This window comes from Aminobacter sp. J44 (assembly GCF_007829415.1).
In the GTDB taxonomy this organism is placed as follows: Bacteria; Pseudomonadota; Alphaproteobacteria; order Rhizobiales; family Rhizobiaceae; genus Aerobium.
Map to the genome: position 1 here is coordinate 1 of NZ_VLJG01000059.1, position 14,025 is coordinate 14,025.

The window sequence follows — 14,025 nt, forward strand, 5'->3', positions numbered from 1 at the left end:
GGCGGCTTGCGGCACTTCCCACCCGCGACGCGATGCTGCCGATCGTCTGCGTCCTGAGCGAGGTTGCACGTAGCGGCATGCCCCTGTCGCAGCTTACCGCCAGCGGCCGGCTGCGCGAGGTGCCGAGCCGGGCGAGCGCGCCGTTCCTCGACAGGCTGGAGCATGACGACGCCTACCGGCGCGAATTGCTCGCCGATCTCGGCATGATCGACAGCGTCGACGCCCGCGACGGCGTCCGCATCCTGTCCGCCGACGGCCGCACCGTTCACTTCCGCGTCTCCGGTAACGCGCCCGAGGTGCGGTGCTACGTGGAAGCCGCCGACGAAGGGCAGGTCGTCGCCCTGCTTCGTTGGAGCCTAGACATAGCTCGGGCGGAGATTGACAAGCTCGAGACGGCCCGATGAAAGCGATCGTACGCCCGATAGATGTAAAAAATGGGCTCGGGAACGACCGGCGTTGGGTCACGATATCTAACGGCCGAATAGAGAAGGGCCTGCGGACAATCCTTCCGCTTTAACGAGGCTGGAACGATGACCGCATCCCGACTTTGCAGGTTGCTGAAACGTCGAAGAAGTTCCTGCCGGGCGGGTGTCATCCACAGATGCACAGGTGTGAATGAAACAATCTGTAACGGATCGCGACGAAGCGTAACGCTTTGGTAGCCAGGAATCGTTGGGGATTATTTCGGGCTGTTGCGGCCGGCAGGGCGGCGTGACAGCCTGATTGCATGATCACGAAAAAGACAGCGCTGAAAGAAGCTGGCCGGTTCGCGGTTGCGCTCGATGGACCGCTGGGGCGGCGTGCGATGCAGCCGGTCATCCGCGATTTTCTTCCGTTGTTCCGGGAACTGCGCGCATCAGGAGCGAGCTGGAGCCAGATCGCTTCCCTCCTTGCGGCCGCCGGCGTGCGATCGGGCTCGGGGCAGCCGCTCGCCAACAGCGTCCTGCGTGCGATGGTGTCGCGCGCGGAACGGGAGGCACTGGCATCCGACAGCGAGAAGAAAGAGGCCGCGACGAGCGGGCAACCTTCCGGCCGGCGTGTGAGGGTATCGAAAACCATTTCGCCGCGCCTGACCGCAGCAGCACCCCAGCCACATGGTGTAACCCAGCCTGCTGCGTTGGGGGATGTCGCCAAGCGTATCCGGCGGGCATCTGCGTTGCGGGGGCAGACCCCGGCATGATGGCAGGTCGCTCTGCCCCGCTTCCCGACGATTATCTGCAGAGGCTTCGTGATGAGATCGTACCCTGGCTGCGGGTTCTTGGGCTGTTTCCCGGTGATGTCGTCGATGAGCTGGCGGCGGCCATGGTGGATTTCCTTCATTGCCGGAAGCTCGATGCGGGTTCGCATACTGCTGGCACTGTAAAACGCGTGCTGCTGGAACTGGCAACCGAGTCCAGGATCGACGCCAAGTTGACGATCATGGACGAATTCGTACTCGGCGCCTTCTTCGGTGAAGTCCCAGGCGCGAGCATTGAACTGTCCATCGACGGCGACGGACAGCATCGACGTCTCCTGCCCGAGGGGGAAGCGCGGTTCGCTGCCACGTTCAAGACACTGTCGCGACTGGGCGACAACGGCATTCCGTCAACGGGCGTGGTTTACCGGCGCCGTGCCGAAACCCTTGCCGACCGAATTCCGCCCGATGCGTCGCCGGGCGATCTGGCTGGGTTCGTTGCGGCGCTTGCCACCATCGTTCTGGAAGGCGCCGGCACGCCGGTACGGAAGACGCGCCGGATCGGATTGATCGCTGACCGTCTCGTAGCGGTGGGCAGTCTCGGGAACATATCCGTGTCCTCGGCGCTCGGCAGCCACTTTGCCGGGCTCGACCTCCCTGGGCAGGTTGCCTTCATCGGCGAGATTGCTTCGTTCTGTCTTGAAGATGCGGATGTCGCTGGCGAGCTGTCACACGCGCTTGTGCGTCTCATCTTCGAGGAGTCCCTCGACCACGTCGCTCTGAGCGAGCGTCGTGTGGTCCTGAAGCTGTTCGCCCGCTTCTTTCCGGATGCACTGACGGGCTTTGCCAGGGGCCTGACAGAGCGGGTCGGGCGCCAGTATCGGCTGGAGAACGATGCGCGTTCGGCACGGCGCGATGCCCGGCGCTGGCACGAGGCACATGCCGGGTGGAAGCTGATCGACGCCGTTCTTGAGATCGTCTGGCCCGATCCAGGCAAGGGAATGGGACCCCGGCAGCGTGCTGCCGCGGTTGAGATTGTTCGGGCGATGATCGCGTTCTTCGGCGGAGGTGATCAGGCGGAAGGCGAGGAAGAGAAGGCAGCGATACGCGGATCACGGATACGCAGGCAAGTAACCGATGAAGGGCTGGAAAGCGCAGACGTGGCAAACGTTGCAAACGTCTCGGTCAACCGCGAGCATGTCGATGTGCTCGCATCGCTGCGGTCGGCAATCCACAAGCTCGACATTGTGCTTGGCGTTCTTGATCGCCGCGCGCTGTTCGAGCTTGAGCCGAATTCTTCCAGCGACCACGCAGTCCGAAAGGAACTGGACGAACTGCGACGTGCGATCGGCGCCCTCCAGCTGTGGCGACGCGAGCTGACTTACAAGCGGCAGCGCGGCGAGTATGAGAGGGACGCTTCATCAGAGCCGCGCGCAACCGGTGCCCGAATTGCGCTGCCACGCATGCCGCAGGTCAAGGCCGAGGGGCTGGCCGAGAACGAGACGGCAATCCGGAAAATCATCGCCGCGGCCCAAGTGCTGGTTCCCAACATTTCCTGACCAGACCGGCGGGCCCTGTCTGTCCCCGTAGTTTTGACGTTCTGATGTCGTTACGGCGGTTTTCGTGGCGGCTGCGATCACGCTGATCCTGTGTTCAACAACGCAGGATCAGCAGCGTGACGACTACAGGCAACACAGCATTGGCAGAGCCGGCCGGCGGCCCACCGCCGCTCCGGACATTAAGTTTCTGCACGGGAATGGCGGGCGATAAGGCGGCGTTTCAGCTGGCCGGAATCGCCTGCGAGATGGTCGCGGTGGCGGAGATAAATCCGCTCGCCTCGGCGGTTCTCGCCCAAAAATTTCCCAACGTTCCGGATCTCGGCGACATCACCAATCCCGCCATCGACTGGAGTTTTTACCATGGCAAGATCGACATCCTCACCGCAGGCCTGCCCTGCCAGCCCCATTCAATCGCCGGCAAACGCAAGGGAACCGGCGACATCCGGGACCTCACGGACCCGTTTTGCGACATCGTCGAGAAAGTCCAGCCGGAGTGGATCCTTGTCGAGAACGTCGAGGGGTACCGAAGTTCGGAAGGCGGCAAGGCCTGGCGTACTCTCCATCGTCGTCTGCGGGCCGGAGGCTACATCGTCGCACACCGCGTCATCGACGCCGCCGATTTCGTCCCACAACGTCGCAAGCGCCTGTGGATTCTCGCGCATCGCGGAAGCGCCGGCGTCTCACCTGAGGCGCTACTGGCTCACGCCGCAGCAGGCGCTGCGGGTTCTGGAGTCATCGAGTCGGAACGGCAAGAAGCTGTCGCCGATCCTGCTGGAGGGACTTCTGTCCTCTATCCGCCGCGGCTAGGGACGCTGGTTGCGAGCGGCTCCGGGCTTTGCAAGCCAGGCATGACTGGAGCGGACCTGCATTTCCTGGTGGTGCAGGTCGACCCGGAAGCCGGCCTCATCGTGCGGCGTCCGACTCCGCTGGAAGCGATAAGGGCGCAGGGGTTCCCGGACGACTGGCTCGACGGGATCACCTTCAAGGGCAAGGCGCTGAGCTATCCGCGCATCTGCCAGCTCGTCGGCAACGCCTGGCCAGTGCCAGTCGCAGCCGCAATCCTGACGGAAGTCCAGAAGGCGCGGACCCAGACGCAGACGCAGGAGATGGCGGCAGCCGCCTGACGGAAAATCATCATGTACGCGATCAGAGGCCGGCGCGAGCAGCGCCGGCCTTGTGCGTTCAAGGCGCAGAGCTTTCCCATGCCGCGCCCGGCCACCGGCGCCCGCGTCCACCAGATCCGCATGTCGTTACGGCAGTCGGCCACCAATGTTGCGGCTCAATGGGCATGTGAACAACACAAGGAGTTTTCTCTCATGTCCAGAAGCAAAACCAACCGCTTGACAGACGCGGCAGCCAATCCCGCAGGTTCGCCCTCGCTGATCTTTGTCGGCTCCGACAAGGGCGGCATCGGCAAAAGTTTTGTTTCGGCGCTCGTTGCCGACCTGCTGGATGTCGCCGGCATCGCCCCGCGCATCGTCCAGATCGACGAGCAGGAGCGGCTGCCGGCGCTTTATCCAGACCGCGTAATAACGGTGTCGCTCGCAAGCATGAACGACGTGCGCCGGGATCCGGGCGCAATCGTTGCGGCTTTCGATCCGCTCTATGCCGCGATCGAACGGACGATCGCCGATCGGGTTCCGACCGTAGTCGACATCGGAGGCCCGCAGCAGACGGCGGTGGAGGAATATTGCGGTCTGATCGATCTTGACGCCGATCTTGTCGAAGCCGGCATCAACGCCGTTTGGCTGGTGCCGGCGACCGCCGAACCCGAGGCGATGCGGGGTGCGGTTCGGACGAGTGCCGCGGTTGGGCGGGTTCTGCCATCGGTGCGCCGCGCGCTGATCCTCAATGAGCGTGACGGGAATTTCCGATTCTATCCCGGCTCGCCCGCCGACCGGATCTGGGGCGCTGAGCTCAAAGCTCTGATCGAAGCGGTCGTATCGGCCAGGATTCCGGCCATCGCACCGGGCTCATGGGCGCCGTTCGAGGCGGCGGGAAAACGCTTCGTCGACGTGGTGGCGGCCGAGATTCCGCAAATCCAGCGCTGGACCGGGCGCAGCCGCCCTGCGGCAAAGGTGTTGCGCGGCGATGTCGCCTTCTTCCTGTCGGCGGCGCAGGAGGCGCTTGGTGATCTGATAGGTTTTTCCCATGGAGGCTCCGATGCGCAATGACACGGCGGCCACGGAGTTCGAGAAGAGACTGGAGACGGCCAGGAAGGAAGGCGCGGCAGGTCGGGAGGAACTCCTTCACAAGCTGGCGCGCATGCCGATGGACAAGGTGATCTCGCTGCCGGCGAGCTCCCTCGCGCTCCTCGGACCGCATGGGCTGGCGCAGCTGGCGGCGATGCGCGAAGGCCTTGCCGGAGTTGCGCCTCGGACCGTCGCTGCGACCGTAAGGCCACAACCGGAGAAGGGCGGCAAACTCAAATCTGTCGCGACCGTGCGTCCGATCCGCTCGGCGCTGATGATGGTGGTGTCGATCATCGCCATCGGCCTTGCGGTGGATCTGGCTCAGCCTTTGCTGGTATCGGCATTCCTCGATCCCGGGACCCGTCCGCGCGAAACGTCGCGCTGGCCGGCATGCCCGCGTCTCGATGCCCATGTCGATGGCTGCGTCTACGTCACCGGTGGCGGAACCCTGTCGCTTCGTCGCGTAGCCTCGCTAACCGGGATTGCGGTTGATCAGGTGACCGGCGCCAACCGTCATATTTCTGCTGCGTCGGAAACCGCGCTGCCGCGAGGCAGCCAGGTTGTGATCTGGCGTGGCCGGCTCAAACTGTCAGGAGCCCCGCAATGACCATCCATCCCCTGACGCCGCGCAAACCGCGGCTGCCGGCGGTAATCACCTACGTCGTCGCGTTTGCCGTCATCTTCCTCCTCGGCATCGCGGTTCACTTCGTAGCGTTCCCGCCTCTTGCATGGCTGCCAGCTGCCGATGAGGCTCACACTGCCGATCTTTTCTTCATGCTCTTGATGGCCCAGACGCTGCTGGGCGAGGCCTTGTTATCGCCCAGCCTGTCGTCGCGGATTGACGGCATTCTGGCGCTGCCCTGGACGATCGTGGATTCGCTGCGGTTCCTCGATCTGCATGTCTCACTTGCCATCCGGACAGCGGCGATCATCCTGGCTGCGATGATGGCGGGAATGACCGCGCACAGGCTGGTCATGGACCAGACACTTGCTCAGCCCTCGGTGCGCCACATTAAGGGTTCGCGCCTGCTCCGCGGGCGGGCAGCAGGATCGGCGCTTCTGGCAGCGTGGCACCGCCGCTACGGCGTGACGGAGCCGGGCATTGAGCTCGCAAAGGGAATCCCGATGCCGCGTCAGCTGGAAACCGAGCATTTTCTGATCGCCGGCGGCACGGGCGCGGGCAAGACCACCATCCTGCAGTCGATGATGGACGGCGTGATCGAACGCGGTGACAGGATGCTGGCGCTCGACGTCAAGGGCGACGTCACCGCCCGGGTGCCGACCCGCAACGCGGCGCTGCTGTCGCTGGGCGATGCACGCAGCCGGCGCTGGGATCTGGGGCTCGACGTCGTGAGCGGGGAAGATGCCGAGGAACTGGCAATGGAGCTTATTCCGGAAACCAGCGACCCGTCCTGGAGCGCCGGCGCGCGGCGAGTCCTTGCCTGCCTCACCGGCCATCTGCAGGACCAGTATTGCAGCCCGGAACGGACCTGGTCATGGGCTGACCTCGAACGGCTCCTCAAGAACCCGATCGAGGTGCTTTACGGGGTCGTCCTGGAGCGTGAGCCGGCGGCTGCCGTCTTCCTGGACACCAGTCAGGACGAGACCCGCAAGCAGGCGATGTCCTTCTACCTGGTCCTGATCGCCAACGCGCTGCTGGTCGTTTCCGCCTGTGCAAGAATGGGCTCGCAGAAAGGGCCCGGGATATCGTTCCGGCGATGGGTCATGGCGGCCAACGCACCGCAGGTGCTGATCCTGCGCCAGTCGCAGCGTTATCCCGAACTTTCGGCGACTATTGCCAGGCTGGGCCTCAAATTCGTGGCCGATGCGGCTGCTGATCGTACGGCGCAAGTCGCTCCGGATCCTGTCTGGCTGATGCTGGACGAACTGCCGCAGATCGGCAGGACMCCGGCGGTTCCAAGGTTGGCGGCGATCGGCCGCTCTGCCGGCATCCGCCTCGTCGTCACCGTCCAGAGTCCTGCCCAGTTGCGAGAGATCTATGGAGCCGAGGGCTGCCAGCATCTCCTCGACAATCTCACCACAAAGATCGTCGGCAGGACCTCGTCGGGGAAAACGGCGTCGGAAATCGCCGAGCATTGGATCGGCAACCGAACCGTCGAATATTGGGAGAAGGGCGCGCGTGACGCTAACAGCGCAATCCGAAGCGAGCGCAGGACTGCCGACATCCCTGTGGTAGAGTCGCAACTGCTGTCTGACGGACTTGGCCTTGGTAGCGCGGGGATCGGGGCTCCGGTCGTGCGCGCCGTCGTGCTTGGCCATGGTGATGTCTGCCTTTTCGAATGGCCGGTCGGGCAATGGCGGGACCGGCGGCCGTCGACGGTCGCCAAGTCTCGCTCATCCTCACCACTGCCGGCGGAGTAAGGTGAGCTTCGATGTTGCCCACCGCCATGCTCCCGCTCGCGTTGATCGGCTGCGATGTCGTTACGGCAGCGCCCCACCATCGACCGCCATACTGGTTTGCAAAGAAGCGGTGGAGGCGGCGATGGTGGCAACTTGGAACCCGGCGGCGGCATCGGGCTATTATCTGCGGCAGTCGGACTATTATCTCGGCGGTGACGAGCCGGCAGGTATCTGGCATGCGCCGGCGGGCGACTTCGGCCTTGTCGATGGCGCGGCGGTCGACCAGGGAGAATTCGAACGGCTGTTCCTTGGCCATGATGCCGAAGGTAATTCCTTGCTCTCGAAGGCCGGCAGGCGTCTCGACAGGACGCCTGCCTTCGATGTGACATTGTCGGCGCCGCGCTCGGTCTCGCTCGCCTGGGCCTTTGCCGATCCGGCAACAAGGGTGCTGATCGAGGAGGCGCAGGCGAAGGCCGCGCGCGCCACGCTTGATCTGCTGGGGCGCGAGGCGGCGTTCGCCCGCCGCGGCCGGAACGGTGCCATCATCGAGCCGGTCGCGCTGACCGCTGCCTGCTTCCAGCATGGCGAAAGCAGGCCGGCAATCCATGCTGACGGCCGTGTCTTCGCCGATCCCAATTTGCATACCCACTGCGTCGTTCTCAACATGGCGGAGCGCGCCGACGGCAGTGTCGGTGCGCTCCATTCCAAGATCCTGCGCGACTGGAAGATGGCTGCCGGTGCCACCTATCATTCGGCGCTTGCCGCCGAGCTTCAGGCAATCGGTTTTGGCATCGATCGCATCGGCCGCAACGGCATCTTCGAGCTTGAAGGCGTGGATGATGATATCATCCGCTACTTCTCGGCTCGCCGCAGCGAGATCGAGGCCGAACTTGATCTGGCCGGCACGACGAGTACGGAGGCGGCCGCGCTCGCTGCGGCAGTGACCAGGGCAACGCGTAACGCTAAGGATGGGAAAGCGACTTCGTCACGGGAAGAGACCTGGCGGAGGGCGGCCACCGATATAGGACTCGATGAGCAGCATTTTACGCAAAGCCATTTCCCTCATGGAGCCATACTTGCGCCGGAACAGGCAGAGATTCTGCTTCGGGAGAAGATGGCTGCACTGCCGCGGGCACTGACCGAACATGAGAGCGTCATCGACCGGCGTGAACTGGTGCGGGCGGTCACAGCCTCTCTTGTCGGCACCGGGCTTCCGGTCAAGCGAGCCAACGTCGAAGTCGAGCGTTTGCTTGCCGATGGCGCTGTCGTGGAAATTGGTCAGGATGCGCTCGGTCTGCCGCGCTACTCCACCCCGGAGATGATCGAGATCGAGCGCGACATCGTCCGTCTTGCCGGGGACATGACAACGCGACCGTGGCACGCCGCCGACCAGTCGGTGTTGATGGACGGTAACGGTCGCCTGCCGCTGAATGCGGAACAGAAAGAGGCTGCTCTCGCGGCAACCGGGCCCTCGGCGATCGTCATCGTGGAAGGTGCGCCAGGCTCCGGCAAGTCTACGATGCTTGCTCCCGTCGTTGCCGCCCATCGCGCCGCTGGTCTGCGCGTGGTCGGCACCGCGACAGCCTGGCGCGTCGCTAATGCGCTGCGCGACGACCTCGGCATTGAGGCGCGCGCGACGGCCTCCTGGATGAAGCGCCTGCGGCAGGGCGGGTCATTCCTCGATCGCAGCAGCGTTCTCGTCGTCGATGAAGCCGGTCTTTTGTCTTCACGCGAGATGCATGCGCTCCTGACCGAAGTTGATCACTCCGATGCCAAGCTGATCCTTGTCGGTGACCGGCGGCAACTGCAGGCGATCGGCGCCGGCCCGGGACTCGATCTGGTCGCGCGCGCCATCGATGCCAACCGCGTCGAGACCATTGTCCGGCAGCGCGAGGAATGGGCGCGTGCTGCCGTCATGGCGTTCGGCCGCGGCGACGCCGAAAGCGCACTGGCAGCCTTCGCCGATCACGGGCATCTGGTCGAGACGGAGACGAACGCGGCAGCCCTCGATCGAATCGTGACCCTGCGGCGAGAGTATGTACGGACAGCGGAAGATGACCAGCTCCTGATCGTTGCCCGAACAAATGCCCAGGTTGCCGCGATTTCCCGCACTGTGCGTAACGATCTGAGGGCGGCCGGCCAGCTCATGGGACCGGATGTATCGTTCCGCGCGGTTACGCCGTCCGGCCATGAAATGACCATCGATCTGGCGGCCGGCGACCGCATCCGGTTCCTCGCCCGCAATGACAGACTCGGCGTTGTCAACGGCACCACCGGCATCGTCACGAAAATCGTCTCCGCGGAGAAGGAAGCCGGTAATCCGGCAGCCATCAGGATCGAAGCCATGGTCGATGGCCGGCGCGTCAGCTTCTCGCCCGACGATCTGGCCGACGAGAGAGGACGGGCCAGGCTGGGCTGGGCTTACGCCACCACGGTCTACGGCTCGCAGGGCATGACCGTTGATCGTGCCGTCGTCTTTCTCGATCCGGCATTCGACCGCCATGCCATCCATGTCGCGGCGAGCCGCGCACGGAACGCCACGACTCTAATCGTGGACCGATCGGCGATCGATATGCGCTTGGCTGCCGACCGCCCGCTCGACCGGCAGGACGATCCACTCGACACTTCCGAAGACGAACGGCAGAAGTGGCTGGCAGAGAGGCTCTCCCGGGCCGTGGTGAAGAGTTCGACGTTCGATATGAGTGTCGTCAGTTCCCTGAATGCGGGCTCACGGCTGCACGAACGAGACGGACGGAGATCACCGACCTTGTCGTTGTCCCTTTGAGGAATGGGTCGCAGTTGTCTTGAGGGGCCTGCCGCCGCGAGACGCTTCGTGGCATAACTTTGGCGGCAGGCGTTAATTCATTGCAAGAGCTACACTCTCCCGGCTGACCCGATCAGCTTACGACGAACGCTTGCGGAATGGGGCCATTTGCAGACTGCCCCCGATTGACGATGCAGTCGCGCACATTCACCACGCGGCCATTCCTGAGGTGACGCTGATGGGCACGCCGAAAATGCTCCACGGGCGAGGCATGAGTTTGGCCGGTTCGCGATCCCAGTGTTTCACGTAGAGCTTCCGTATCGATCCTGACCGTCCTGCGAATTGCAATCGGCACCTTCCCATTCCGGACACGCGTTCGATTACGTCGTTCGTTCGGCTCGACCGTCTCGATTTGTGTAGCCGGAAGGCAAAGGATGCGGAAAAAACGCGCTAGCACGTCAGCTTGTCTGAAAAACTCATCAAGCTCGTATTCTTGCGCGTAGCTTTCCAGACAGTTGTAGACCGTCACTCGGCCGGGGATGCCAAAATCGTCGACGCCGTCGGGGTCCATCTCAAAATAGACGCCAAAGTAGGAAACGGTATCTTTGTAGAAGACCAGCGGTGTCGCGACATAACCATGCTCGTCGGTACGCTCAATGAACCAGCCATAAGCCCTGTCGTCATGCAGACGCGGATCGCGCACGCCAGTCTCTACCCAGATGTACGGATGGGGTATCGGGCATTTGATTGCCGCCTTCCACTCATCGTCGTCGACATCCGGATAGTACACGTCCAACTCGTCATCGAGTTCGATGCCCGAATTTCCCCACGAAAACTCAAAGGTGTCGGGGTTCGCCATCTTTTCGAGAATTCCTGGCATCAAGCTCCGCAACAGCCGACTGTCACTTTCCGGGAGAGGCACGGACGTGAACCGCAGTTGGCCCGTTCGGTGGAGTTCAAGGATTCTGCTGCGTGCGGACATGGCGGACACACCCCTTTTATTGCGTGACGGACCGCCACCTATCGCTTGCCAATCTTCGATACCGTTAAAGGAGGCATCGGCAATTTACCGATCTGCCAAGAAGCAGACCTTGCCGCGGCGGGTCAGGAACTATCTTGCCCTGTAGCTTTCTTTCCGGGGGGTCGTAGCACGACAGTGATCGAACGTTTGAGTGCCCCTCAGGGGCAATTGAGCCGTGCTCGGAACGCTCGCAGGTTTGCGTTCATTTGAGAGGCAAAGTGGTCGCTTACGCGGCCATCCCCCTGTGGTCGGTTCCCGCGACGCGGTTGCTCGCCGTGCTGTGATGGCTGGCATCCAGTTTGATGCCCATGAACCGGCGACCGAGTTCTTTGGCAGCAACCAGCGTGGATCCGGAGCCGCAGAACGGATCGAGGACAATGTTGCCAGGTTCCGTGAATGCCTCGATCAGCGGGGTGAGAGCGGTGACCGGCTTCTGCGTGGGATGGAGCCTGTTCGGCTCATAACGCCAGTTGATCACGTCCGGTATCGGCGCAGTCGGCAGCTCAACCCGGCCCTTCGCCAAAAGGTAAGCCTGCTCATGATGGTAGCGGAGAAAGCGGCCGGCTGAAGCGTAGCGTTTCCGGAAGACGATGTGGCCGACCGGGCGGAAACCCGCAGCACGCCAGGCGGTGAGAAACTTGTCGGCCTGGTTCCAGCCGTAGAAGCTGACGCAGAAGCTGCCAGGCTTCAGGACGCGGTATGCCTCGGCGAAGGCCGGTGCGAGCCAAGCGTCGTTGTCGTCATTCAGCACCGTCTGCCCGTCGCGCGACCGGTAGCGCGTGATGTAGGGCGGATCGGTCAGGATCATATCGACCGAGCCGGTTTCCATGCCGCGCATGTTTTCGATGCAGTCGCCGTGGATGACGGTGTCGATCGGCGGCTGCGTGTTCCGGTTGCTGATGATGGTCATGTCTTCTCTCCTTGTCTTCGGTTCGTCCCGTAGGACGCGCAGGAGAAAGGCCGGACGCGAAAGCCGCCCTGTCACCGTGAGGGGAACGGCTTGTCCGTTGACGGGGCGGCGCGTCGGGCCAGAAACGACGAAGAGCCTAGGGACGAACCAATGACGGAATGAGAAGCCGGCACCACAGCTCCGGTTAGCAGTATCCGCCTGAGATTATCCAATTTTACCCAGTGCAGAAAGACACTTGCGCCCGGTGGAAATCGGCGTCAGCATTTTCATGTCCGCTTCCCCTTTCGCGCATTCGCAATCGGGCGAGCGGGCCGCTCGGGGAAGGTGAGGAAAATGTCCGCACCGGTCGGCGACCGCCCCTGATGTCGTAGGTCGTCGGCTGGTGCGGGCGGACCTCCGTCATGTCATCAAGAGTACCAGCTGACGGCGCTCGCCGCCGCGGCACGTTGAAGTCACGCGCGGTAGCCGGCGCACAGGAAATCAGGACAGCCGAGGAGCTCTCGGTTTCCACCAGCGCTACAGTTCCATCCGCAGGCAGCGGGGCAAGGTCATGGGGGCATGCCCGCCGCGCGGAACAGCAGCGACGACGACAAGGTGAGGCTCAACGCTGGAGCGTCATCCTCGATGCGCCGCATCCGCTGCCGGTGACGTCTGCCGAACTCGATGTGATCGAGACCCATCTTGGCGACCTCCTTGACGAGCTCCTCGCCAGCCGGCCGGCTGCATGATCGTGCAACGAGGCTTCTCCGCGCTTGACCGAAGCTGATGACGGGCTCCAGCCGTCCTTTCGCGATGCTATTCTCCCTGGAAACGAAAGGAACCTGTCGCCATGAACACACGCCCTCGACACGATTTCAACACCGACGCCGAGCCGGCTGCCGGCCCACTGCGGGTCTGTGCTTATCTGCGTGTCTCTACTGGCAGGCAGGCGGAAAGCGACCTCTCGCTTCCCGACCAGCGGAAACAGATCGCCGCTTTCTGCGTGGCGAGGGGATGGAACCTCGTTCTGGAATTCGTCGAGCCGGGCGCTTCGGCTACCGATGACAACCGGCCCGAATTCCAGAAGATGATCGAGCGCGCGACCGATGGTGACCGCCCTTTCGACGTCATTCTCGTTCACAGCTACTCCCGCTTTTTCCGCGATTCCTTCGGGCTCGAGATGTATGTCCGCAAACTGGCCAAGGCTGGCGTACGGCTGATTTCCATCACCCAGGAACTCGGCGACGACCCCGCCCAGGTTATGATGCGACAGGTGATCGCGCTCTTTGACGAATACCAGAGCCGCGAGCTTGGCAAGCACGTCCTGCGCGCCATGAAGGAGAACGCCCGGCAGGGATTCTGGAATGGATCGCCGGTCCCGCTCGGATACCGGGCGGAAGAGGTAGAAAAACGCGGCGCCCGGATCAAGAAGCGTCTCGTGATCGATCCTGTCGAGGCTGAGACCATAAAGCTGGTCTTCCGCCTTTACCTTCACGGTGACGGAAAATCCGGTCCGATCGGCATGAAGGAGATCGTCAAGCGCCTGAACGAAAGAGGCTATCGCACCAGACGAAACGCACGCTTCGGTGTCGGCACCATCCACAAGATCCTGACCAACACCGTCTATGTCGGCGAATGGGTGTTCAATCGCAAGCATTCGAATACCGGCCGTGAAAAACCGGCAAATGAACATATCTCCATCGAAGTTCCGGCGATCATCGAGCGGACGGGATTCGACGCTGTCCAGGCGACGCTCAAATCCCGCGACCCACGCGTCACCCCGCCGCGTGTCATCAGTGGTCCGATCCTGCTGACCGGCCTGGCCGTCTGCGCCACCTGTAACGGCAGTATGGTGCTACGCACCGGCACATCGAAGAACGGGACGGTCCATCGCTACTACACCTGCTCCACCTGCAGCCGAAAGGGCAAAACCGCCTGCAAGGGCCGCTCCATCCCGATGGAGCGGCTCCACACTATGGTGGTTGATGAACTCTCGGCGCAGTTGTTCACGTCGGAGCGCCTGACTGCGGTCCTTGCCTCTCTCTCTGCACGGCGCGCCAGCCGG

General features: G+C 63.1%; 11 protein-coding genes and 1 pseudogene. 9 read left to right on the forward strand and 3 right to left on the reverse strand.

Features of this window, described 5'->3' with window-relative positions:
• Window positions 1–404 (forward strand): annotated as a pseudogene (locus L610_RS17250) (phosphomannomutase); the annotation flags it as partial.
• Window positions 405–591: 187 nt separating this feature from the next.
• Here the strand turns inward: L610_RS17250 and L610_RS17255 are convergent.
• The gene (locus L610_RS17255) at window positions 592–1,503 is read right to left on the reverse strand and encodes a hypothetical protein (RefSeq protein WP_144705522.1); all 912 of its coding nucleotides are present in this window, start codon (window positions 1,501–1,503) and stop codon (window positions 592–594) included.
• On the opposite strand from L610_RS17255, the gene L610_RS17260 reads away from it, so the two are divergent.
• From L610_RS17260 to mobF, 6 genes are all read left to right on the forward strand, one after another.
• The gene (locus tag L610_RS17260; RefSeq protein ID WP_144705521.1) at window positions 1,420–2,733 is read left to right on the forward strand and encodes a hypothetical protein; all 1,314 of its coding nucleotides are present in this window, start codon (window positions 1,420–1,422) and stop codon (window positions 2,731–2,733) included. The two genes, L610_RS17255 and L610_RS17260, sit on opposite strands and share 84 nt — an antisense overlap.
• A gap of 116 nt (window positions 2,734–2,849) precedes the next feature.
• Window positions 2,850–3,857, forward strand: a complete 1,008-nt coding sequence (locus L610_RS17265; protein ID WP_256366553.1) for a DNA cytosine methyltransferase — start codon at window positions 2,850–2,852, stop codon at window positions 3,855–3,857.
• Between the two features lie 192 nt (window positions 3,858–4,049).
• Complete coding sequence (locus L610_RS17270; protein ID WP_144705519.1) at window positions 4,050–4,907, forward strand: hypothetical protein; 858 nt, start codon at window positions 4,050–4,052, stop codon at window positions 4,905–4,907.
• Window positions 4,897–5,532, forward strand: coding sequence for a hypothetical protein (locus L610_RS17275; protein ID WP_144705518.1), 636 nt, complete (start codon window positions 4,897–4,899; stop codon window positions 5,530–5,532). The genes L610_RS17270 and L610_RS17275 overlap by 11 nt, the downstream gene beginning before the upstream one ends.
• Complete coding sequence (locus L610_RS17280; RefSeq protein ID WP_144706569.1) at window positions 5,529–7,307, forward strand: helicase HerA-like domain-containing protein; 1,779 nt, start codon at window positions 5,529–5,531, stop codon at window positions 7,305–7,307. The genes L610_RS17275 and L610_RS17280 overlap by 4 nt, the downstream gene beginning before the upstream one ends.
• Window positions 7,308–7,428: 121 nt before the next feature.
• Complete coding sequence (gene mobF, locus L610_RS17285; protein WP_186441575.1) at window positions 7,429–10,071, forward strand: MobF family relaxase; 2,643 nt, start codon at window positions 7,429–7,431, stop codon at window positions 10,069–10,071.
• A gap of 112 nt (window positions 10,072–10,183) precedes the next feature.
• Here mobF and L610_RS17290 read toward each other — a convergent pair whose 3' ends face one another.
• Together L610_RS17290 and L610_RS17295 are read right to left on the reverse strand one after the other, a co-directional pair.
• The gene (locus L610_RS17290) at window positions 10,184–10,909 is read right to left on the reverse strand and encodes a hypothetical protein (protein ID WP_144706573.1); all 726 of its coding nucleotides are present in this window, start codon (window positions 10,907–10,909) and stop codon (window positions 10,184–10,186) included.
• A 388-nt stretch (window positions 10,910–11,297) separates the two neighbouring features.
• Window positions 11,298–11,981 (reverse strand): DNA methyltransferase, encoded by a 684-nt coding sequence (locus L610_RS17295; protein WP_144706575.1) that lies wholly within the window; start codon window positions 11,979–11,981, stop codon window positions 11,298–11,300.
• 401 nt (window positions 11,982–12,382) lie between these two features.
• Here L610_RS17295 and L610_RS17300 point away from each other — a divergent pair, with 401 nt between their 5' ends.
• Both L610_RS17300 and L610_RS17305 read left to right on the forward strand, forming a co-directional pair.
• On the forward strand, window positions 12,383–12,709 hold the full coding sequence (locus L610_RS17300) for a hypothetical protein (RefSeq protein ID WP_144706577.1): 327 nt from the start codon (window positions 12,383–12,385) through the stop codon (window positions 12,707–12,709).
• A 101-nt stretch (window positions 12,710–12,810) separates the two neighbouring features.
• Window positions 12,811–14,025, forward strand: a 1,215-nt coding sequence (locus L610_RS17305; RefSeq protein WP_144706579.1) for a recombinase family protein, incomplete at its 3' end; no start/stop codon positions are given.

Bases quoted from the DNA above. Each gene is read 5' to 3' on its own strand.
- L610_RS17270 (WP_144705519.1), top strand. From the start codon at position 4,050: ATGTCCAGAAGCAAAACCAACCGCTTGACAGACGCGGCAGCCAATCCC.
- L610_RS17255 (WP_144705522.1), bottom strand. From the start codon at position 1,503: ATGCTGTCCGTCGCCGTCGATGGACAGTTCAATGCTCGCGCCTGGGAC.
- mobF (WP_186441575.1), top strand. From the start codon at position 7,429: ATGGTGGCAACTTGGAACCCGGCGGCGGCATCGGGCTATTATCTGCGG.
- L610_RS17295 (WP_144706575.1), bottom strand. From the start codon at position 11,981: ATGACCATCATCAGCAACCGGAACACGCAGCCGCCGATCGACACCGTC.
- L610_RS17300 (WP_144706577.1), top strand. From the start codon at position 12,383: ATGTCATCAAGAGTACCAGCTGACGGCGCTCGCCGCCGCGGCACGTTG.
- L610_RS17275 (WP_144705518.1), top strand. From the start codon at position 4,897: ATGCGCAATGACACGGCGGCCACGGAGTTCGAGAAGAGACTGGAGACG.
- L610_RS17290 (WP_144706573.1), bottom strand. From the start codon at position 10,909: ATGGCGAACCCCGACACCTTTGAGTTTTCGTGGGGAAATTCGGGCATC.
- L610_RS17260 (WP_144705521.1), top strand. From the start codon at position 1,420: ATGGACGAATTCGTACTCGGCGCCTTCTTCGGTGAAGTCCCAGGCGCG.